Below are 22,664 nucleotides of genomic sequence, written 5' to 3' on the forward strand. Positions count from 1 at the left end.
GCTTGCACCTCCCACTGTGGACCGACCTATGCCCGTGTCATAAGCGGCGTATCCGACGGGACCGCAACCGTCTGCAGGAGCGATTCGACCAGCTTCTCCGCTGCTTCGGGACGAAGCCGCTGCGCGCTCCGAAGTGCGATCCGGTGAGCAAGCACCGGAATAGCCATTGCCTTCACATCATCGGGCATCACATAATCTCTGCCTTTCAATGCCGCATAAACCTGACTGGCCTTCAGCAGCGCCTGACTGCCCCGCGGACTGACGCCAAGCGCCGAATCTGCATGTGTTCTGGTTGCTTCGACAATGGCCATCATATAGCGGAGCATGTCCTCGCTGACCCGAACAGACGTATAGGCATTTTGTGCTTCCTGAATATCGGCCGTGCTTGCAATCGGTTTCAACAGATCAAGCGGATTGCCCGACATGAACCGTTTCATGATATCGATCCCTTCCTCCGAGGACGGATATCCCATTTTGACCTTGAACAGAAAACGGTCCAGCTGAGCCTCGGGCAGCGGAAATGTTCCCTGCTGCTCGATTGGATTTTGTGTGGCGATGACGAGAAAAGGACGCTCCAGCACATGGGTCGTCCCGTCAATGCTCACCTGGCGCTCTTCCATACATTCCAGCAGGCTCGACTGCGTCCGCGGCGTTGCCCGGTTGATTTCATCAGCCAGCACGATATTGGTGAACAAGGGGCCCGGCCTGAATTCAAACTCGGAAAGCTTCTGATTATAGAAATGGATCCCGCTCAAATCGGAGGGCAGTAAATCCGGCGTGAACTGGATCCGTTTGAACGAGCAGTCAATGGATTTGGCAAGCGCTTTCGCGAGCAGCGTTTTACCGGTGCCGGGCACATCCTCGAGAAGGACGTGTCCGGATGCAATGATGGCGATCAGCATTTTGTCAATAATCTCTTCTTTGCCGATAATAACCTGGCTGACGTTGTTGCGGATACGATCCGCTAATTGATGAATGGCTTCAATACTCATAGTCGAAGGTGCTCCTCTCTTCTCACCAAAAGGTGGTATGCTCTATTATGCCACATTACAGATCCTTACAGAGGCAAATTTTTCTCTCCCTGGATGGGACTGACGCCGGAATTGACCAATGTATGGCTCTCTTTCCGTTTGGTTCTGTATTGAACGATCGCAAACAGGATCAACAGGACCAGGCAGAAAATGATATACGTAATGGTCAGCCATTTGATATCCGTGCCGGGCATCAATATCGTTGAGCTGATTATGCCAAACAGCCAGATATGGGATAAATTCCCTAATAGCGAAGACCAAATATAAGAAACAGAGCCTATTCTTGAAACAGAGGACATAAAAGATATCAGGTTATTAGGCATGATCGGCAGCGTCCGCAAAAAAATAATCGCCCAGATTCCATAACGCTGGAAGGAATTCTGCCACTTCTCATAACGCTGTATCCGCTTCGACAGCTTGCGGTCCACCCATCCGGAAATGAAATAACGGAACAAATAAAAAATCACAACGGATGCAAATGTTCCTGTCAGCCAGCTCATGACCAGCCCCGCTTCCAATCCAAGCGCGGAAATATAAAGCAAAATAAGCGTTGTAAAAGGAAAAAAACCAAGCAGCCCCTGAATGACAGCCAGCGGTAACGTAACGAGCAGGATACCATAGCCATCCAGTGACGTGACCTCAAGCAACCAGTCAATTCCATCCGAAATAAACTCTCCCATAAACCGATCGCCCCCTTTAAAGAAAACATGCTCAGAACCATAAAATCCATGTTCATAAATCTGACTATTTCCGCAGCTCCGTATCCGCAAGTACTTTCTTCACTATAACACATTCCCGCTCCTTCGTTCATGCCGATCGGACTAAAGTCCTTCCGGGAATAAGATGCAAAGAGTATCGTGAATGACAGCGGAGCCTAATTCTTCCCATAATCTAAGTGAAAGAGGCATGCCAGAAATACTTGTACTCCCCATCAAATTAAAGAAGAGGGGCTTCGCCCAAATGGGTGTCAGCGCCCTCTTCATCCATAGCTTTAACCGGTGATCAACAGCTTGTCAATTCCCTTCATATAGGGCCGAAGCGCTTCAGGGATGACTATGGTACCGTCCTCCTGCTGATGATTTTCAAGGAGTGGAATCAATATTCTCGGGCTGGCCACCATCGTATTGTTGAGCGTGTAGGCAAACTGCAGATTGCCCTGTTCATCCCGGTAGCGGATGCGCGAGCGTCTGGCCTGAAAATCAAGCAGCAGCGATGCAGAATGCGTCTCGCCATAACCGTTCCGGCTGGGCATCCAGGTTTCGATGTCAAATTGCTTGTAGTTTTTCTGCGACAGATCCCCGGTGCAGACGGCGACCACGCGGTAGGGAAGGGCAAGCAGACGGAGCAGCTTCTCCGCATGCGATGTGATGAGACGCAGCATCTGCTCGGCGAGTTCAAGCTCGGCACGGCAGATGACCACCTGCTCCACCTTAGCAAATTGATGCACGCGATATAGACCATGCACGTCGCGTCCGGCCGATCCCACTTCCTTGCGGAAGCAGGGGCTGCAGGCCGCAAGCAGCCTTGGTTCGGCAAGGTCAAGCACTTCCCCGCTGAACAGCGAAATAAGCGGCACCTCCGCCGTTCCCGCCAGCCATTTGTCCTCTCCATCGATGCTGTAGGTCTGATCCCGGTTTCCGGGGAAAAATCCCGACGAGACCAAGGTTTCCTCTTTCACCATCACAGGGATGTCGAACAGCTCAAACCCCTCCTCCTGCAAAAGATCAAGCGCCAGCTGCTGAACGGCCCGATGAAGCAGCAGCCCGGCGTTTTTGAGCACCACCTGACGCGCGCCGCCGACCTTCACCCCACGCTCCGAATCGATCATTTGATGCAGATGGCCAAGCTCGACATGGCTCAATGGCGTAAAAGGAAATACCGTCTCGCCTGTCCGGCGCACCTCCACATTATCTTGGTCGCTAAGGCCGACAGGCGTTTCCGGTGAAACAAAATTAGGAACATCCAGCATAAGCCGCTCGTATTCGGCATCGATGATCCGCAGCTTCGCCTCTCCTTCCTTCAACCGTTGAAGCAGCGCTGCGACGGCAATCTTCTGAGCTTCAGCGTCCGCTATCCGGTTATCCTTCAGCAGCCTCGGCACCTCCTTGGAGCGGGCGTTCCGCTCTGCGCGGAGCCCCTCCATCTCCGTCATCAGCCTTCTTCTTGCTTCATCTGCTTCCAGCAATTCCGCAACATCCAGCTTGATCCCTTTCAGCTTCGCCGTCTCCTGCACCTTCCGAGCCTGTTCCCGAATCGTGCGAATGTCCAACATGGGCAGCACATCCTCTCGCAAAATATAAATAAACGCGCCCCTCCATCCCACATATGGGACGAGGAGCGCGCTCGCGGTGCCACCCAAATTAGCCGGCGCCTGATGCACACGACTCTCTTGATCCGCAGGTAACGGTGCGGTCTCCGGACTACTTAAGGACGCTTGCAGCAACAATGCCGCACAGATTCCGTTCGCAGCGCCTCCGAGTTGGATTCTCTTCATCGGCCTGATCTACGTATACGGTTATTGTTTGCCATTATAACAAAGCAGTCAAAGCAATTGCAATAGAGTGCATGTTTTTCCGCGTATTCCACAGCTGCGCACCTTGTGCCCGCGAAGCTTACTCGTATTTTTTCAGAGCAATAACCGCATTATGTCCGCCGAATCCGAAGGAGTTGGACAATCCGATCGTCAGGCTTGCTTCGCGTGCCGTTTGCGGAACATAGTCCAGATCGCATTCCGGATCCTGCTGCTCAAGGTTAATCGTTGGCGGGATAATGTTCTCCTGCAGGCTCTTGATCAAGGCTATCGCTTCGACTCCGCCTGCTGCCCCCAGCATATGGCCTACCATGGATTTGTTCGCCGTAACCGGAATACGGTAAGCGTCCTCTCCGAATAACTTCTTAATGGCTCTCGTCTCCGAAAGGTCCCCAAGCTCCGTGCTCGTCGCATGAGCGCTGATTACATCCACCTCGCCCGGAGCGATGCCCGCATCCTGCAGTGCTATTCTCATGGCCCGGTAAGCACCCAGCCCCTCGGGATGCGTAGCTACCATGTGGTAAGCGTCGGAGCTTGCGCCATAACCGATGACCTCAGCGTAGATGCGCGCCTCTCTGCGGAGGGCATGGGAGAGCGATTCCATGATCACGATCCCTGCACCCTCCGCCATAACGAAGCCGTCACGGCCCGAGTCGAAGGGTCTGCTTGCCCGCACCGGTTCATCATTGCGCGTCGATACGGCTGTAGCATTGCCGAAGCTCGCGAGCGAAATATCCGTTATTGCCGCTTCCGCTCCACCGGCAATGACGATATCCGCTCCTCCTGTGCGGATGAGACGCGCTGCCTCGCCTATTGCCGTATTTCCCACCGAGCATGCCGTAACAGGGCAAAGCGTCGGACCGACTGCGCCAAACTTGATGCTGATCATCGCCGCTGCCATATTGGCAATCATCATCGGCACCAAGGTCGGGCTGACCCGTTCGGGTCCGCGGCCCTGAAGGACATGATCCTGATCAAGCAGCGTCTGGATTCCGCCAATGCCTGAACCGACATAGACGCCCATCCGCTCCAGATCGACCGCATCCAGCTTGATGCCGGCATCCTCAACAGCCTGCTCCGCCGCCGCTAACGCAAATTGGCAAAAGCGGTCCATACGGCGCGCCTCTTTGCGCCCGAACCGGCCGTCCGCATCAAAATCACGGACCAGTCCGGCGATTTTGGATTTATGTCTGCTCACATCGAATGTATCGATAAGCGTAATGCCCGATTGCCCCTGCTTCATCCGTCCCCAAAAGGTGTTGACATCGTTTCCCAGCGGCGATATTAATCCCATTCCGGTTATGACTACTTGTTCCATTTCCATTTCGGACACCTCTTTCTGGCATTGACTTCCTGCTAGCTTGTATATTGTCACAAACTTTATCCTATTACAAGTTGCTCTTTATTATAGTATAATCACTACCAGTATAAACTTATATTTAAAATGGAGGCTGCCATGAACCGGCAAGCAAGACTTGAAGCCTTATCGGCTTTCCTAAAAACGCAGCGAGCCAAAATTCTTCCCCAGTCTGTCGGTCTTCCCGTCGGAACACGCCGGAGAACGCCAGGCCTCAGGCGGGAGGAGGTCGCCCAGCTGGCTGGCGTCAGCCCTACCTGGTATACCTGGCTGGAGCAGGGGCGTGACATTACCGTATCCGCTTCCGTTCTGGATTGTGTGGCAGCCGCTCTGCAGCTCACCGTCGATGAGCATAAATATTTGTACGCTCTGGCCCTGGACGCAAGTCCAAGCTTCAGCGTGATGAAAGAAGAACGGCCGGAGATCAGCCCTTCCTTGACCCGGATTTTGCAGGAGCTGCGCAGCTGCCCCTCCATTATTTCCGACAGGCGCTGCCAGATTGTAGGCTGGAATGAAGCGGCTTCGCATGTTTTTCTGGATTTTGAGAAAATTCCGTTCGACAAGCGGAATATGATTCAGCTTTTATTTGCGAGAAAGGAATTCCGGAGGCTTGCCGTCAACTGGGAGCATTTTGTCAGCGGCTTTCTAGCCATCTTTCGAGCCTATTACGGCCAGTATGTCGAGGATGAATGGTACGAGCGGTTTCTCGCTGAGATGAAAGAACTGCATCCCGATTTCGAACGTTTATGGGCGCAAAGCCAGGTGAGCTCAGCGCCCGAGGTGCTGATTGAATTCAGGCATGCCAAGGCGGGAAAAATGCTGTTTCATCTGACCTCCCTGCAGGTGCACGGAAGCTCCGATTTGCGCTGCAGCATTTATACTCCTGTTCCCGAGTCGAATACGGAGCTGAAGCTGCAGCGGCTGATGGAAGCCAAGCCGTCAATGACCTGACCCGGAATAGGATAATTCATTGAATCTCCCTGGATACATACCTGTATCGCAAAATACAGACAATGATCCGCACCAGCGTCAGGAAGTATGTTCTCCATTCAAACGAACGTTGCAGCTGCTGTATACAAAAAGCCCCCGCCGCTCTTCCGATGAATGTCTCCATCAGAATATGCGCCGGGGGCGTTTATATCGTTAACATGCCGGATGCTCCTACGCACCTGTCTGCATCGCCAGCGACTGCTGCATATCGAACTGGGTGGTATAGAGCTTGCGGTATAGACCGCCGGCCGCAATCAATTCCTCGTGCGTGCCCTGCTCCGATATGGTTCCATTCTGCACGACCAGAATGAGATCGGCATCTCGGATCGTCGACAGCCGGTGAGCGATAATGAAGGCGGTTCTTCCTTCCAGCACGGTCTGCAGGGCAGCCTGAATGTGCTGCTCGGTTTCTGTATCGACGCTGGAGGTCGCTTCATCCAGGATGAGAATTCGCGGGTCGGACAGCAGGACGCGGCCGAATGCCAGCAGCTGGCGCTGACCGACCGACAGCTTGGAGCCCCGCTCCTCGACCTGCGTTTGATAGCCATCCGCGAACTGCGAGACGAAACGGTCAATGCGCACATTTTCCGCGGCTCTGCGCAGCGCTTCATCGGAAGCGTCCTCATTGCCGTAGCGCAAATTCTCCTCAATCGTACCGGAGAAAATAAATGAATCCTGCAGCACAATGCCCATCTGTCTGCGCAATGAATCCAGCGTAACGCCCTTTACATCCTCGCCATCGATGAGAATCCGGCCTTCTGTCGTATCGTAAAACCGCATCAGCAGATTCACAATTGTACTTTTCCCAGCGCCTGTAGGACCAACCAGCGCAACCCGCTGGCCCGGTTTAATCCGCAAATTGACATCGCGAAGCACCTGAGGCTTGTCGTCCCCGTAGCGGAAGCCCACATTCTCGAAAACGACCTCGCCGCGGATCGGTTTCATCGGCTTCGCGTTCGTCCGATCCGCTACCTCGGGGTCCGTATCCAATATCTCGAAGATTCGCTCAGCCGATGCCATCGCGGAGAGCACCTGGCTGTATACCTTGGACAGCGCGCTGAGCGGCCCCCAGAAGCGCCACAAGTAATTGATGAAAGCCATCAGAAACCCGAGCGTCAGCGCATCGTTCATCACCTCTCTGGCGCCAAACCAGATGACGATGCAGGTACCGATCATGCCGATCATCTCCACAGACGGCCATACGGTGGATTCCAGCGTTATCGCACGCATGAAAGCCTGCTTGTTGTTGCTGTTGAGCTTGTCGAAACGGCGGTTGTTCTCCTTTTGCCTGGAGAAAGCCTGGATGACGCGGATCCCTTGAATCGTCTCGTTGAGATTGCCGTTTATGGCCGACATCGTCTTGCGCGAGCGCGACCAGGAGCCTTCGATTTTCGGCTGCAGGACGACAATAATCAGATACAATAGCGGCATTGTGATAAAAGAAAGCAAAGCCAGCTTCCAGTCCATCCACAGCAGGATGGCGACGATGCCGATCAAATGCGTAAACTCCATTACCATTGTGATCAGACCCCCGTTAATCAGCTCGCCGATGGCATTCGTGTCATTGGTAATCCGGGACATGATCTTGCCTGCCGGCCGGCCGTCGAAGAAACGGAAGGAGAGCGTCTGCAGATGATTAAACAGCTGCTGGCGCAAATCGAACAGAATGCGCTGCCCCGTAAAGTTAATCATGCGCGTATCCAAATACCCGAACAGCCAGCCCAACAGCCGGATTCCCAGCAGGACCCCGCCAATCCAATAAATAATCGTGAAGTCCTTCTTCAGAATTCCTTCATCGATCAAATATCCAAGCAGAAGCGGCTCCGCCAGGCTGAGTGCCATATTAACCAGCACGATCAGGACAACAATGCTCAAAATTCTTTTGTAGGGCAGCAAATATTTGATTAACCGCTTCATGTACTGACGATTAAAGGGCTTTTCCTCCAGCTCGTCGGAATCCCATTCCACCTGACTCATGCGCTCACCCCAAACAATAAATAATGGCATTAATTATTAATATCATAAAATAGAAATAACCGTGTAAATGCTGCAGCGCTAAGCCCGCCTTCAGAATTATGAGCTAACGGAAGCCACTTCCTGCATTTCGAACAACCCGCGGAAAAATCCGCCCCGTTCATACAGTTCCTTGTGGGTGCCCTGCTCCACAATCCGCCCCTTATCCAGCACGATGATGCGGTCGGCCCGCTTCACCGAAGACAGCCGCTGGGCAATAATAAAGGTGGTTCGTCCCTTCATCACTTCGAGCAGCGCCTCATGGATAGCCGACTCCGTTGCGGTATCGACACTGGCTGTCGCTTCATCCAGCACCAAGATCGGAGGGTCCATGAGGATTGCCCGGGCGAGTGCGACCCGCTGGCGCTGACCGCCGGAGAGTCCTACGCCGCGTTCCCCGATCAGAGTGTCATACCCGAACGGCATCGATTCGATAAATTCATGAATCTGCGCTTTGCGCGCCGCCCATTCAATCTGTTCGCCGGTAGCTTCGGGCAGACCGTAAGCGATATTGTCGCGAATCGAGGCCGAGAACAGGAAAGTCTCCTGCGGCACAATGCCGATTTTGCGGCGCAGCCCGTCAAGCTCATAATCCCGGACGTCGATGCCGTCGATCAGCAGTCTTCCTCCGCTCACATCGTAGAAGCGCGACATAAGCGCGATCAGGCTGCTTTTACCGGAGCCCGTAGCTCCAAGCACCGCAACCACCTCTCCCTGATTGATGCTGAGCGATATGTCGTTTAGAACACCAGCTTCCTTCTCCGCGTCCTGATCGGCAAAATGGAAGGATACCGCTTCGAATGACACATTGCCGGTTATCCCCTGCGTATCCGCTCCGCCATCCTTGTTCGTGTCGATATCGGCGGGGGTATCCAGCACTTCAAAAACACGCGGCGCCGCTTTTATCGCCTGCTGCATCACGTTGATCTGCCAGCCCAGCATATTAAGCGGCCAGATGATCCCCCAGGTGTACCATTGAAAAGCCATAAAGGTGCCAAGGGTCATTTTATCGTTGGCCATATAGAGCGCGCCGACGACAATCATAAGCAGGAATGTCACCCCGCCATAAAAGCCCATGAGCGGAAACGCTTTGGCCTCCAGCTTTGCGCGTTCCATATTCGTCTCGAAATTCTGATCGTTCCGCGATTCGAATTTGTTTTTCTCCGTATTCTCGCGGGCGAAGGCCTTCACTACCCGGATTCCGGAGATATTTTCCTGCAGAGTCGTGGTAAGCCGTCCCATCTGCTCGCGGATTTGTCCCCAGGCCGGACCGACTTTCTTGTTGAACCGCAGCAGGGAAAGCACCAGCAGCGGAATAGCCGCCATACTGATCAGCGTAACCTGCCACTGCATCGCCATCATGAAAATAATCGTTCCGATGAACGTGAGCAGGCCGCCGAACATCATCATCGAGCCGAAGCCAATGAAATTCTTGACCGCTTCGATGTCTCCGGTCATTCGCGACATAATCTGTCCGGTCTGGGCTTTGTCGTAATAGCTGAACGATAATTTTTGCAGATGCGTGTACAGCTCCTTCCTGAGCATAAACACCACATTTTGCCCGACAAGCTCCTGAGAGCGGCCCTGTACAAAGCTGCCTACGCTCTTGACCACCTGGATTCCGGCAAGGGCCAGAGTCAGCATCAGGATCAGATTCACATTTCGTTTGTCGATGCCCTTATCGAAAATTTCCCTGAGCAGCCAAGGCGCCACAAGATCGATAAAGGTAGCTAAAATCATGAGCGAAATTGACAATACAATCCATTTGGTACTGGGCCGCAAATACTTCGTCAATCTAAGCCATATTTTCATTTGTCCCTCTCCCTGGGCGCTAGCAGTTACCCGCCCCAGACTATAATAAATTCATCAATCCAATGACGATCTCACATCCCCTGTCATGTTCCGGGCGATAAAAAAGAGACTTCAAGCCATAGTGGCTCAAAGTCTCTTTGTAAGCGCCAGTCAATTGTTACGCAGGAGCTGTAAGCTCAGGCTGCGTGTGACAGGGCATGCAAAAAGGAGGGCCGATGGATCGAGTTTCCTATCCAGTTAAGCTGCTGGTTAAACAATAGGAATTTCATAGCCATCACCCTCCTTTCGTCGTTTACCTATTATTGGAACAACCAAATCTTATCATCTCTTCCAGCTGCTGCGCAAGAGGCTATTGCAAAATAAATTTTTTATATATCCCGGTGCGTTTCCCAGTCTTCCGCTGAGATTCCCTCTTCCACCGCAAACTCGTAATCCTCGATATCATACATTTGAACAGGCACCTCGGCTTCGATCAGCCGGTCCTGGAATTCGAACTGATCGGATAACAGCGGCACATTGAGCTTGAGTGAAGTAAGCAGCAGCTCCGTCTCGATAGGGTCAAACATCTCTCCATAGTGCGCATTATCCACTGCATATACGACCGTAAACTGAATCATATCATTTAGAAGAAGCGGAGAGCTCTCACGCCAGGGCATCTGCAGGGAACGCTCGATTTTTTTGCGGTTGAAGGGGTCCTCGAAAAACTGGATCAGCTCGCCTATTTTCTCTTTGACATGAGCGTCGTCCTGGGGATCGTCCATCACCGGGTCGGTCCCTTCTTTCATTTCGTAGAGCTCCATGATGGTCGAATAAGGAAGGACAAAATCGACCGGCTTGCTGGGTACAAGCAGCTGCCCGTATGTGGCAACCATTACGGCTTCTATTACAAAGCGCTGTCGCATTCTATCACCTCTTCTGCACTTGTCTTCGGTTACTAATTCAGCTTATTATACAACATTCAGCCGCCTGTACACAGAGCTAATTGCCTGTTCGTCCCCCGGAATACGAAGTAATCGTGAACATCCCCCTCCCGGAGGCTGTATCCAGCCTCAACCTGTGCTAAAATGATGCTATCATTCGCAAAAAGGCACCGATTGCTCGTGTTTGCGATTCACAGGGAGGCTCAACCGACTTTTATGAATGAAGAACAAGTGATTATTATCGGCGCAGGCCCATGCGGTCTCGCCGCTGCCATAGAGCTGCAGTCGATCGGGCTTGCACCGCTTGTTATCGAGAAAAGAAATGTCGTCCACTCCATTACGCAATATCCGATAAACATGCATTTCTTCAGCTCCCCGGAGCTGCTGGAAATCGCCGATATCCCCTTTACGACAGCCAATGAGAAGCCTTCACGTCTGGAGGCGCTCAATTATTACCGCAATGTCTCTTTGCGCCGGCAGGTGCGGATCCATGCTTATGAAACGGTGAAAGCCGTTGCTGCACTGGAGAGTGGAGGCTTCGAGCTTCATACGATGGACCGCTATGGTGAAACGATTGTTTACCGGGCCGGCACCGTTATTGTAGCCACCGGCTACTTTGATCATCCCAATCGTCTGGGCATTCCCGGCGAGGAAATGGATAAGGTCAGTCATTTCTTCCACGAGTCCCATCCCTATACCGGCATGCGGGTCGCCATTATCGGGGGCAGCAACTCTGCCATTGACGCTGCGCTGGAGCTTGAAAGAGTCGGAGCACAGGTGACCGTCGTATACCGCGGAGCTTCATATTCGCCCAGCATCAAGCCTTGGGTAAGACCCTCCTTTGAGAGCCTTGTCAACAAGGAACGGATTGGCATGCGCTTCTCCTCCCGCATCATCGAGGTCGGACAGCGTACGGTCACCATAGAAGGGCCTCCAGGAACTCAGCTGGAGCACCTGCCCAATGACTTCGTGCTGGCGATGACCGGCTTTCATCCCGACAGGGCCTTTCTGATCTCCATTGGCGTCACCATTGAGCCTGAAGGTTATCCCACCTTTAACGACAGCACCATGGAGACCAATATCCCCGGAGTTTACCTGGCCGGCGTTGTCGCATCGCGCCGGGAGGCCAATGAAATATTCATCGAAACCGGCCGCTTCCACGGCCGCAAAATCGCCGCTCATCTGATGAAGCTTGGACAAAACTGAAGCTCCTCCGCACTGCCGCTTGATCGTTAAAAAAGCTCACGTTGCAAGGAGAGTGTCTCCAAGTAACGGTGAGCTTTTTCAGCTTCAAATAAACCCATGGACGATCCCGATGATCCCGGCTCGACTTCACTTACATTTCCTCGCGATCCGATCCGGCAAAGGTGATGAGGGTGTCGATTTTTTGCAGGCGCAAATATTCATTGTTCAGCAGGTCGGTCCGGAAATAAGCAAACATATAGACGGCTTCCATAAAGGTCAAGGCGGGGTATACGGCTATATTCTGGTTGGAATACGGATTATCCAGCAGCACCTGCCACTCCCCTTCACGACTTGCTTTACCGATTGACGCCAGCACCTGCCTTTTGGTCTGGATGATGCCCTCGAACTCTTTCCAGATGTACACCCAGGAGGGACTCATGCGGCCCGGCTCCGGAAGGGCGGCCTTGGCATATTGAAGCAGCTCCGCGGCGCGTTCGCCATCTTCATCTCGAAATTCCCGCAAATAAGCACGGAAATCATCCAGAAAACGTCTGACCGCAGTGAATCCTCCGCCAGCCAAATGCTCGCCCAGCCGGGCCGCATCCCTAAAGCTGTTTAGCCCTATCAACTGCTGAAAATGGACATGCTCCGCCGCATTCAAGGCCATGCGCATCCTCCTTTCTAATCTTTATCCTTGAGAACAAATATCAACCCGTCACGATCCAATATCAGCCTGCGCTGACCGTCATTGTTCAGCTTGACGTTGAAGATCTTCAACCGCTCCTCCTTGACTTCAAGCCGGTCCCAGTCCCGCACATCCTCATACCCGGCATCCTGGAGGCCCTGCTGCATCTGCTCCTCCGCTGTCTCCTCATTCTCCCACCACAGCGCGCCGTAGTAATCAAAATGGTACATGTTGCGCAGCTTGCCGCAGGCGATCTCCCCCGTATGCCGGTGCCGAAGCACGATTGGCATTGCTTGCTCCCCCTCTCCCCTGACTTGTTAGAACCTGTGCGGCATAGCCGGACACTGCTGTTTTCTTCTATGCCGGAAACACAACAAACAGGACGCAAGCAGCTTCTTCTGGCTGCGCCCTGCTTGCCGAACCGCAAATCCCCGCAAATTAATTAATGTGATTAATCCTTATAAATACGCATTTTCGTGTTTGGCTTTCAGCCGCATCCAGCGCCGCTCGACCTCGTCTTCGAACGATTTGAGGGCATCGGCATACTCCGGTCTCGTCAAATGCTTCGTCTTGCCCATATTTTTGAGCCAGTCGCCAAGCGGAATCCGTTTCCCCTTGTCCTCGGGATTATAGGTGATTGTCGTAATGCCTTCCTCGATATCGTACAGCGGGAAGAAGCAGGAATTCACCGCTTCATCGATCAGCGTCTGTCCGATTTTCTCCTCCGACAGCCAGTTGAGCGGACAAGTAATAAGAATCTTGCCGTAGACAAGTCCGACATTCTGCGCATAATACTGCGCTTTGGCCGCTTTTCTCAGCAGATCCTGAGGAATGGATTCCGAGCCGGTGAACACATAAGGGATGTTCGTTGCAGCCATAATTTGCGCCGTATCCTTATGGTGGAACAGCTTGCCGCCCTGATGCTTGCCTACGTTGGACGTGGACGTGCGGTGACCCAGCGGCGTTGAATACGATTGCTGAGCGCCTGTATTCATGTAGCCCTCATTGTCGTATTCCAGAATAATCATCTTGTGATTGCGCAGCGCGCTGCCGATTGCCGGCCCCATTCCAATGTCCATGCCTCCGTCGCCGGTAATCATAACGAAAGTAAAATCATCCTGCAGTCCGTAGCTGTCCAGCTCGCCTCTGCGTTTGCGCTCCCAGAACATCTCGACCACGCCGGAAAGCGTTGCCGCTCCGTTCTGGAACAGATTATGGATATACGTGGCTTTATGCGATGAATACGGGAAGCCTGTCGTTACTACCATCGCACAGCCGGTTTGGTAGAGTGCTACTATATCGCCTTCTATGCCTTTGAAGAACAGCTCAAGCCCGGAGAAGATTCCGCAGCCCGGACATGCACCGTGGCCTGGAGCAAGCCGTTTCGGCTTCTTCGTCAGCTGGCGTATCGGGGGAACCTTGACCTTCAGCTTGCCCGTCGCTTCATCGCGGGCAACGGTTATCAATCCTGTCTTGAGATCCTCATATTTCAGCGGCTCCAGCACCCGTTTCGGCGCATTATTCGGATCCCCGGGCGTATGACCGTAATAATCGAAGGGAACAGCCACTTCCTTGGCTGCCGCCGCATCGATAGCAAGCTTGAACATATGATGGCCGTCTTCCGCGTAGAAATCCTTCCCGCCAAGACCGTATATACGGCTGATGACGAGCGTATCGGTCACATGATGCGTGAATAACGCCGCTTTGATTTCGTTCGTCATATTACCGCCATGAGCACCGTAGGAATCGGCCCGGTCGCCGATGGTTACGGCTTTTACGCCTCGCAGCGCTTCGGCGATTTGCTTCGCCGGAAACGGGCGGATCATGTTGGGTGCAACCGATCCTGCCTTGATTCCCTGAGCGCGCAGCTGATCGACCACATCCTTGACAATTTCCGATGCGGAATTCATCAGGAATACCGCTACCTCCGCGTCCTCCATCCGGTACTGGTCGAGAATGGGGTAGTCGCGTCCGGTAAGTACCGCATATTCCTGCCTGATTCTGTCGAATACATCAGCCGCGTTGTACATCGCCACAGACTGCTGATAGCAGTTATTGATATAATCCGGTTCATTCATGTAAGGACCGACTGTAATGGGATTGTTGCGGTCGAGCACCTGATTGTAGCCCTCAGGCGGCTTCTCACCGACGAAAGCATGAACATCGGCGCGGTGGGTGAAGGTTTGGACGCGGCGCTTCTGATGCGACGTGAAATAACCGTCGGACGCGACGAGCACGGGCAGGCGCACCTGCGAGTCCTCGGCGAGCTTCAGCGCCATGATATTCATATCGTAGACCGCCTGCGGGTCGCGGCACATCAGGATCGGCCAGCCCGTATTGAGGGCAAAATACAAATCCGAATGGTCGCCATGGATATCAAGCGGACCGGAAACCGACCGGCAGACGAGATTCATGACCATCGGGAACCGGGTTCCGGATTGAACCGGCATCTGCTCGAGCATATACAGATAACCGTTGGAGCTTGTCGCGTTGAACACGCGGCCTCCGGCAGCCGACGCGCCGTAACAGATGCCGGCGGAGCCGTGCTCGCCGTCCGCGGGAATAAGCTTGATATCATGTTGTCCGTTCGCTTTCATCAAGTCGAGAAATTGCGCAACCTCCGTCGAAGGCGAAATCGGGAAATAGCCCATCACATGATAATTGATCTGATGTGCGGCATATGCCGCCATTTCGTTGCCGGACTCGTAAACCATACGCTGCTCGACAGTTCCCTGGCTGACCTCTTTATTGATTTCAATAGCCATTGTTTCTCTCCTTTCTTGCGCTTAAGCGTGAACCATTCAATTCGCCCAATTGAAGCGGTGCGGCACCCGGTTCTGCTCCCCGTAACCATCCGTCTCCCTTGCGGAAGCAAGCGCTTCCGTCGGACAAGCCACAACACATTTCAGACAGCCCTTGCAGTATTGATAGTCAATGCCCTGCAGGAACATTTGCGGGCGCCCTTTCTTGTCCGGCAGCTCATCCCAGACGAAGCAAAAGTCCGGACAAGCCGTGTCGCAGGCAGCGCAATGAATGCATTTTTCTTCATCAAAATGCGGCATCATGCCCTCGCGGGAAATGCTTAAGTCCTTCAGCACGCTGTTGCCGGGATTGGTGATCATCCCCCCGAGCGGCTGCGTCAAATAACCAAGCGCCGGAATATCCCAGCGGGTCGGCTCCGGCATGGCTGTTCCTTCCGGCAGCGCGAAGGTGTGGAATTGCACCTCGTCGTACCCTCTCTGGAAGGTGCGGAGCGCAGGTTCCACTGCCTGCGGGTATTTCTTCTCCAGCGATTTGCGGATGATGCCCTTCATATGTTCGAAATCAAGAAAGTCGCAGAGACGGAACAATCCGCCAAGCATTCCCATATTTACCCGATTATTCTCTTCGAGCGAAATCCCCGTCGCATCGACAACTGCAATCGTTCCCCCGAGCAGCTTCAATTTTTCCTTGAGCTCCTCCGGTGTCTTGTTTGAGTTGACAAGTACTACACTGTCTTCATAGACGCCGCTGACAACATTGACAGTTTTGGACAAATTCTCATGAAAAATGCCCACAATATGAGGTCGTTCTACGGGTGTTGTGTCCCTGATGTTCGTGCTCAGATCGCAAAATCGAATATGCGCCTTGACCGGAGAACCTTTTTTCTCAGAGCCGTAAGAAGAAAAACTGACCCCATTGAAACCGCTTCCAACAACACCCGCTTCCGCCAGCATCTTTCCTGCCAGGTTTGCGCCCAATCCACCAATTGATTCAAGCCGAATTTCGAAGAAACCGAGATCATTTTGCTCAGGCAGAATTGTCAATTCTCTCACTTCCCTCCTAATTATCTGAAAATATTATAAATTCCCAATAATCAGTATATCACTAGAGGTTATGGACGAATAGTGTCTTTTCACAAAATAGCCACATTAAATGGATTCGGACTTCCAAGCTTTGTGTACGCATTCTCCAGGGTGCGTGGACTTACGGCGCAGCAGAACGGCAGGGGCAGAATATGGGCCATATCTATCTATATGGCAGCAGCCAGGTTGTTCATTCGCAAAAGATGCCCTTCACGAACAAGAAGAAACGGCTGCCGCCGTCCTTATGCAGCGCAGTAAGTTTCTTCCCTCAAAAATATAAGCAAAGCATGGGTCAAATTTTATACTTTCTTATATTTCAAGTAACCAGGCTGCTTGGTGAAAATTTTATCGAACCTGCTGCTGAAGACACTCCGCGAACAAGCGGTCAAGCTTGTCATGGCGGCGGTCGATCCACTCGCAAACAAAAGCGGCGCGGGCAATTTGCCGCTCCCAAATCTCGGGAGAATCAAGACCTTCGGCATAGCGACCGGCAAAATGAAGATACACATCCATCATTCTCAGCTTGATCAGCTCTGGCAGAGCTTCAAGCTCCTGCTCGGATAATCGCACGGCCAAGCCGAAGCCGCGGCAAAACAGCCGCATTCTCTCCATTGCCAGGTCTTCCGCGTCATCCGGAAAATCGGCCAGCACAACGGCCAGCTCCATTGCGGCAGCATCTTTTGTGCAAAATTCAAAGTCAAGCAGTCCCGTAATCGATTCATTACGGGCCAATGCATTTGTAAAGCCGATATCGCCGTGAATCCACTGCTGCGGCAGCCCGGAGAACAAAGGCCTCAGCTCCCTCAAGCGCCGCCTGAGCCCGGCCATCGTTTCCAGTTCTCCGGCACGGCCTCTCAGAACAGGCGAGCGCTCCGTCAGGACAATTATATGTTCATCCGTCATCGCACCGTGGGTTTCTTCAAATTCGTAATACGGTTTATACAGCGGCCTCTCCGCGATTGCCGATTGCCTGAGAGCCAGAATGAGCAATCCGGCTGCACGCCCAAGCTCTTCCACATGGTGGTTGTTATGAACAGTGGGACGCTCGCCCTCAATATAATGATAAAGGGCTCCCAGCTTGCCGTCCTCTGTCATGGTCACGGTCTCAAGACGCTCATTCGGCACCGGCCGCGGCACAAGATACGGCAGCTCTGCCGATTGCAGCTCATGAAGCACATGATGCTCAAGCCGAACAATATCGGGATCGCGATGATTATTATAGATCCGCATAATATATTTGTCCGCTCCCGCATATACCATGCGGGTTGTGTTATTCATTCCGCTTTCTTCCAGAACGGCACGCCAGGGCGCCGGAAATTTATATTGATCAAGAAGTTCCGCAACTGCAGCTTCGTGCTCCTTACCCATTTACCGTGAATCCTCCGTTCAATCCTGAGCAGCTTCGAGCGCCGCCAGCCTACTGCCAATCGTTTCCCGCCAGCTGCCTGACAATTCCTCCAGCGCCAGCAGCCTTCTCATTCCGGCTGCATCCTTCTTGTCGAGATACATGATCCGGTTCGCTTCCGCAATGGTGACCCCGGCGGGATGGCGGCTTGCCAGGACCAGCTCGTCGCCTGCGGCGACAATACCCTCCTGCAGCACGCGAAAGTAAAAGCCGGAATAGCCTGTCTGCTGCACCTGAAGCGGCAGCTTCGGCAGCCCATGCTTGATCCCAAGCTTGAAGCAGGGCTGGCGCGGCTGGCTGACCTGAACGACCGCCTCCCCTGCGCGGACAATATCGCCAATGCATATCGACTGTTCCGTTATCCGGGACACCGTGAAGTTTTCGCCAAATGCCCCTGCCTCGGCATCTTTGCCCCATTCCGAAGCCCAATAGGGATAATGCACGCTGGAATAAACGCAGACCGCCTTATCCTCACCCCCATGATTGATGAGGTCCGCCTGGCCGTCTCCGTCCAGTCCGGTTTTGGCGAGATAAAGAGGTCTGCTTGAAGGCTTCTTGAAAATCCCGGTCTCGACTTCCCTCGATCCGTGCAGCACAGCAACCGGCAGTGCAATGTTAAGCGACAAAAGCTGGCCTATCACAGACATGGTATCCCTCCATCTATCTAACTTTATATACAAAATTATAAGATGAAGGAGAACCGGAAGGCAATCCCGTTTAATTCATGGCATTAATAATAAACTATGCTAATAACAACAATTTCCTTTGAATTATCAGCAATCTAGGACAATATGACCAGGTGTCGAATGCGATCTCATTGTGTTGTTTTGTGCGCTTCCCCGGGAAATGAAGATTCATTTCCGGGAAATTATTGCTGCGGGAATTTTCTTTCTATTCGGATTATTTCCTCTATTGTTCTCCGGTTAAACCGCAAATGTCCTTTTGCCTGGACAGCCGCCAAGGTATGGGATCTCCGGTAGGCAGCCTCCACGCCCGCGATCAGAAGCGCCGCACCGGCGAGCAGCAGGATCAGAACAAAGCCATTCATATAATATAAGGCAATGCCTGCTGACGAGATCAGCCATATTACGGAGACCCTGTCGAGAAAGAGGCCGAGCCGGCCGGGCTGCCATGATTGATGAAGGGCTTGTGATTTGCTCCAGCGCTTGGCGTGTAATTTGAGCGCGATTGGGATGGCATAAGACAGGTGCAGGGCAATGAGACTCGAGCCGACAAGCTGAATAAGCGTTTCATTTTCCAATGATGCACCCTCTGTCAGGCCAAACCCAAGAGAGAGTCCCAGTACCGCTGCTGCGACGGCAATAACAGCTGCCACAGGGGAGCGGAAACGTTCGGAGACTTCAGCCAGCTTCCTGCCCCAGGGAAGCGGAGCGCCGTCACGGGACATTGCGAACAAGCTGCGCACGGAAGCCGTCATCGAGCCCAGCCCGCTCCCCCATCCGGCAAGTGCGATGGCAAGGACCACGATCGTATTTATAGCCCATCCCCAGTTTCCGGCCAGCATGGTCACCACCCAGTGCCCCAACCCGTTATAGCCCGGGAAATCGGAGGTCCCGCCCTGGAACTGGAGCAGCATCATCGAAAATAACACAAAACCGAATATAAACGTATAGACGACCGACAAAAATATCGCCCAAGGCACGCTCGCCCGCGGATCATGGGTCTCTTCGGCAGTCTGGGCAGCAGAGTCGGCACCCAGAAATAACCGCTGCAGCAGCAGCATGCCCAGAACAAGAACAGGCTTATGACCGGATACAGCCGCTGCCTCAGAAGGCGCGACAGGCAGGAATCCATAAAGCATCTCAAGCGGATAAGCGCTCGGCCAGGCAAGGGCAACCAGTCCCGCCAGAACAGCCAGCACACAAAGCACCTGCAGCCAGGCAGCCGCTCTGAATATACCGCTGAGCGCTCCGACTCCCCCCAGCCCCGCAATGGCCTGCGAAAGGATCAGGAGAATCAATATCCCGCAAATCAACCCTGTGGAAGCCTCATAACCGAATCTCGTCTCAACCATCCGGCTTATCCATTGGGTGCATAACACATTCATAGTGACCGTCATAAGCAAATTGCCCGCCAAATGCAGCCAGCCCGCAACAAGACCAAGCCGTTTGCCGCCCGCCGCTTTGGCCCAGTGATAACAGCCTCCGGCTGTCGGGACTTTCGATGCAAAGAAAGCCATCGAGCATGCCGTTGCGATACCGAACAGAGCGAGGATCGGATAGCCGAAACCGACCACTGCCGGTCCGCCGGCCGCAACAGCAGGACCAAGCAGAAAAACAGCCCCCCCGATAACCGAAAGCGTGGAGAAAGAAATTCCGAAAGCCGCAAATCCGCTCAACCGCCGCGTCAATTGCTGGGCATAGCCGATTTGATTAAGCTCATGCTTATCTTGCATAAAGCGAACATAACCGGTTTGGCGATTAAAGGCCTGATGCAGCGGATCGGACAAGCCTCGCTGCGCCAATATGCCGATAACTAAGGCTGCTCCGCACACAGCGACGAACAACAAAAGCCCGAGAATCATAGGTAACAAAGCTTCACCCCCATACTTGACTGTATGAGGACAGCAATCAAATCAGCACCGCAAAGACCGTTCCTCTCCGCTTGGCCCAGCCACCGGGATCGATTAAAACGACTTCCGCAGGACAACGATTCCGTTTATCACTCGATATTTTTATGATGTGACATGATTTTTTTCGGGAATGCTTTTTTTGAGATCAACTTCACCAAAGAACGGCTGAAAATCAGCCGTTCTTTTTGTTTCGCTTCCAGGTTGGATTTTTTGCGAATAATTGATTTATTACGATAACGGACAGTTTTGTTTTAGGCATGCAGGCGCTTCACGGCGTCCTGACCCCGGCCATGATGAGGGGGAGTGCCTGCTCTACCAATATCTCCGCCGGCTCACTTCGGGCTTGTTCACTCCATTGCAAGACGATGCCAAAGACTGACCAACTGATCATCGCAGCCTTGATCTCCGGCTTCCGTGAATGCTGGCTGCCGGGCGATTCAAGGTGCTGCATACATTCCCGAACAATCTCATAAAGCTTCTTCTTGGCGTTTGTTTCGATAGAAGCGGACAACGTCAGCTTGCGATTCAACTGCCGAGTTGTCTCCAAATGCCAGTCACATACAGCCAGCATAAGGCTTCGCACGAGAGCGGAGCCGTCCTCGCCCGGATCGTCGGGAATCCGCCGACGAATCGCTTCCTCCAGCAGCCCACCCAGCGTCTCGTCGAGCAGCTCGAATTTATCCTGAAAATGGCCGTAAAACGTTGCCCGATTCAGTTCGGCCCGATCGGTAATATGTTGAATCGTAATCGAAGAAAACTCTTTCTCGGACAGTAGCTCGATCAGTGCGTTCCGCAGTGACCTTCGCGTTTTTTTGGCGCGTGGGTCGTCTTTGTTTACGTAAGACGTCATCTTTCATCGCTCCCTCTCTGTCTGCTCCGGTGCAATACGTAATCGCCAATTTGGTGAAAATGTCGCTTAGCTTACAAATCGGCGTTTTTGCGCATGGCATTGAGCAAGGGTTGTTGTTTATGATGCTAATTGACAGTTGTCGTGTAGTCAACAGCAATGGAGGGCATACGGATGAAAATTGCGATATTCGGTGCGTCTGGCCGGACGGGACACTTAGTCATGGAAATGTCTTTGCAAGGAGGGCACGACGTCGTCGTATTCGCGAGGCGGCCGGATAACATCCGTCTAAGCCACGAGCGACTCACCGTCATCGAAGGGACGGTCGCGGATCGCGAACGGATCGAGCGCGCTGTCGAAGGAGCGGATGTGGTCATCGAATTAATGGGAGCCGTCAGTGAAGGGACGGTGAACATCATTGCCGCGATGAAAAAACACCGCGTGCAAAGGCTGATCGCCGCTTCTGCTCTGAGCGTGCGGGACCCGATTGATCGCTTCCAGTTGGGGCGCTTGCTGCTTCTTGCGATGGTCAGCACGATTATTCCTCGCAACGTAAGGGAAGTCCGAAGGGCTGCGGAGCTTATTCGCGCCTCCGACCTGGATTGGACATTGGCGAGAGTTCCGATTTTGACTGACAAAACCGGCACCTTTTCGAAGGCCGGCTATTACGGTCATGGAACGGTCGGCATGATGCTGACGAGAGCGGACCTGGCTGCTTTCATGTACAAACAGCTTTTCGACACGAGATTTATCTGTAAAGCTCCCGCTGTCAGCAGCGGACCCTAAAATAACTGTCTATAGGAGGAATTCAGTTGAAATTAACGATTTTTGGAGCATCGGGAAAAACAGGTCAGCTGCTAACACTAAATGCGTTGGAACGAGGCCACACTGTCACGGCTTACGTCCGATCGCCCGAGCGGTTCGAGATTCGGCATGAGCGTCTATCCGTGGTAGTCGGCACATTGGAACAAGACGAGGCGATCGGGCGCGCGATCAATGGTGCCGACGCTGTGGCGGAGTTGGTCGGTGCCGTCAGCGAAGGAACCAAACGGATCGTTACGGCGATGAAACAGCACGGCATTCGTCGCTTGGTCGCAGCGTCCGCGTGCAGCGTTTCCGATCCGAACGATCTCCCTGATGTGGAACTGTCCATGTTGGTTTCGTTCGTGGAAAGTCACCGTATTGAAAATATTTTGGCCGTGCGGAGAGCGGCCGAAATCATTCGCGCCTCGGACCTGGATTGGACGCTGGTTCGTATCCCGGTGTTGAACGACCGCCCAGGCGGTAGTACAGTCAAGGTCGGCTATCCAGGACGCGACGAGGTGACGATCTACTTATCGCGGGCTGATCTCGCTTCCACGATCCTGAGAATACTTGAGACTGACGGGCAGATCCGGCAGGCGCCGGTCGTCAGCAATTCCTTGCAGCCGGCGGGCGGTTGTTAACGTTCC

At 53.2% G+C, this 22,664-nt stretch carries 19 protein-coding genes; 4 read left to right on the forward strand and 15 right to left on the reverse strand.

Translation table 11 applies throughout. The features are described from left to right. Positions 1-26: 26 nt before the first annotated feature. The 4 genes from ACFOLF_RS01405 to fabF all read right to left on the reverse strand — a co-directional run bounded on the left by ACFOLF_RS01405 (position 27) and on the right by fabF (position 4,879). The gene (locus ACFOLF_RS01405) at positions 27-992 is read right to left on the reverse strand and encodes an AAA family ATPase (protein ID WP_210040652.1); all 966 of its coding nucleotides are present in this window, start codon (positions 990-992) and stop codon (positions 27-29) included. Positions 993-1,057: 65 nt separating this feature from the next. Further along, on the reverse strand, positions 1,058-1,711 hold the full coding sequence (locus tag ACFOLF_RS01410; protein ID WP_210040651.1) for a TVP38/TMEM64 family protein: 654 nt from the start codon (positions 1,709-1,711) through the stop codon (positions 1,058-1,060). A 311-nt stretch (positions 1,712-2,022) separates the two neighbouring features. After that, the gene (gene serS / locus ACFOLF_RS01415) at positions 2,023-3,303 is read right to left on the reverse strand and encodes a serine--tRNA ligase (RefSeq protein WP_210040650.1); all 1,281 of its coding nucleotides are present in this window, start codon (positions 3,301-3,303) and stop codon (positions 2,023-2,025) included. Between the two features lie 340 nt (positions 3,304-3,643). Further along, positions 3,644-4,879, reverse strand: a complete 1,236-nt coding sequence (gene fabF / locus ACFOLF_RS01420) for a beta-ketoacyl-ACP synthase II (protein WP_210041014.1) — start codon at positions 4,877-4,879, stop codon at positions 3,644-3,646. Between the two features lie 138 nt (positions 4,880-5,017). On the opposite strand from fabF, the gene ACFOLF_RS01425 reads away from it, so the two are divergent. Beyond that, positions 5,018-5,869 carry a helix-turn-helix transcriptional regulator gene (locus ACFOLF_RS01425; protein WP_210040649.1) on the forward strand — a complete coding sequence of 284 codons (852 nt, stop codon included), beginning with the start codon at positions 5,018-5,020 and terminating at the stop codon, positions 5,867-5,869. Positions 5,870-6,079: 210 nt separating this feature from the next. Here the strand turns inward: ACFOLF_RS01425 and ACFOLF_RS01430 are convergent, their stop codons facing one another. The 3 genes from ACFOLF_RS01430 to ACFOLF_RS01440 form a co-directional block, all read right to left on the reverse strand. Beyond that, positions 6,080-7,885, reverse strand: a complete 1,806-nt coding sequence (locus tag ACFOLF_RS01430; protein ID WP_210040648.1) for an ABC transporter ATP-binding protein — start codon at positions 7,883-7,885, stop codon at positions 6,080-6,082. A 96-nt stretch (positions 7,886-7,981) separates the two neighbouring features. Beyond that, positions 7,982-9,733, reverse strand: coding sequence for an ABC transporter ATP-binding protein (locus ACFOLF_RS01435; RefSeq protein WP_210040647.1), 1,752 nt, complete (start codon positions 9,731-9,733; stop codon positions 7,982-7,984). Positions 9,734-10,101: 368 nt separating this feature from the next. Next, positions 10,102-10,635, reverse strand: coding sequence for an ADP-heptose synthase (locus ACFOLF_RS01440; protein WP_210040646.1), 534 nt, complete (start codon positions 10,633-10,635; stop codon positions 10,102-10,104). Between the two features lie 234 nt (positions 10,636-10,869). Between ACFOLF_RS01440 and ACFOLF_RS01445 the strand changes: the two genes are divergently transcribed. Continuing rightward, positions 10,870-11,859, forward strand: a complete 990-nt coding sequence (locus tag ACFOLF_RS01445; protein WP_210040645.1) for a YpdA family putative bacillithiol disulfide reductase — start codon at positions 10,870-10,872, stop codon at positions 11,857-11,859. 130 nt (positions 11,860-11,989) lie between these two features. Here the strand turns inward: ACFOLF_RS01445 and ACFOLF_RS01450 are convergent, their stop codons facing one another. The 8 genes from ACFOLF_RS01450 to ACFOLF_RS01485 form a co-directional block, all read right to left on the reverse strand. Next, a complete protein-coding gene (locus tag ACFOLF_RS01450) occupies positions 11,990-12,505 on the reverse strand; it encodes a hypothetical protein (RefSeq protein WP_210040643.1) in 516 nt (171 codons plus the stop codon). Between the two features lie 14 nt (positions 12,506-12,519). Further along, the gene (locus tag ACFOLF_RS01455) at positions 12,520-12,813 is read right to left on the reverse strand and encodes a hypothetical protein (RefSeq protein ID WP_210040641.1); all 294 of its coding nucleotides are present in this window, start codon (positions 12,811-12,813) and stop codon (positions 12,520-12,522) included. A 168-nt stretch (positions 12,814-12,981) separates the two neighbouring features. Next, positions 12,982-15,288, reverse strand: coding sequence for a thiamine pyrophosphate-dependent enzyme (locus ACFOLF_RS01460; protein ID WP_210040639.1), 2,307 nt, complete (start codon positions 15,286-15,288; stop codon positions 12,982-12,984). A 36-nt stretch (positions 15,289-15,324) separates the two neighbouring features. Further along, complete coding sequence (locus ACFOLF_RS01465) at positions 15,325-16,329, reverse strand: 2-oxoacid:acceptor oxidoreductase family protein (protein WP_210041012.1); 1,005 nt, start codon at positions 16,327-16,329, stop codon at positions 15,325-15,327. 384 nt (positions 16,330-16,713) lie between these two features. Continuing rightward, on the reverse strand, positions 16,714-17,736 hold the full coding sequence (locus ACFOLF_RS01470) for a phosphotransferase (protein ID WP_210040637.1): 1,023 nt from the start codon (positions 17,734-17,736) through the stop codon (positions 16,714-16,716). A gap of 18 nt (positions 17,737-17,754) precedes the next feature. After that, positions 17,755-18,420, reverse strand: coding sequence for an MOSC domain-containing protein (locus ACFOLF_RS01475; protein ID WP_210040635.1), 666 nt, complete (start codon positions 18,418-18,420; stop codon positions 17,755-17,757). 221 nt (positions 18,421-18,641) lie between these two features. Beyond that, the gene (locus ACFOLF_RS01480) at positions 18,642-20,318 is read right to left on the reverse strand and encodes an amino acid permease (protein ID WP_379113891.1); all 1,677 of its coding nucleotides are present in this window, start codon (positions 20,316-20,318) and stop codon (positions 18,642-18,644) included. Between the two features lie 316 nt (positions 20,319-20,634). Continuing rightward, positions 20,635-21,216 carry a TetR/AcrR family transcriptional regulator gene (locus ACFOLF_RS01485; protein WP_210040631.1) on the reverse strand — a complete coding sequence of 194 codons (582 nt, stop codon included), beginning with the start codon at positions 21,214-21,216 and terminating at the stop codon, positions 20,635-20,637. Positions 21,217-21,387: 171 nt separating this feature from the next. On the opposite strand from ACFOLF_RS01485, the gene ACFOLF_RS01490 reads away from it, so the two are divergent. Next, on the forward strand, positions 21,388-21,999 hold the full coding sequence (locus tag ACFOLF_RS01490) for an NAD(P)-dependent oxidoreductase (RefSeq protein WP_379113855.1): 612 nt from the start codon (positions 21,388-21,390) through the stop codon (positions 21,997-21,999). Positions 22,000-22,025: 26 nt separating this feature from the next. Beyond that, complete coding sequence (locus ACFOLF_RS01495; protein ID WP_210040627.1) at positions 22,026-22,658, forward strand: NAD(P)-dependent oxidoreductase; 633 nt, start codon at positions 22,026-22,028, stop codon at positions 22,656-22,658. Positions 22,659-22,664 lie beyond the last annotated feature (6 nt).

Source organism: Paenibacillus sepulcri, from assembly GCF_042647105.1.
In the GTDB taxonomy this organism is placed as follows: Bacteria; Bacillota; Bacilli; order Paenibacillales; family Paenibacillaceae; genus Paenibacillus_Z; species Paenibacillus_Z sepulcri.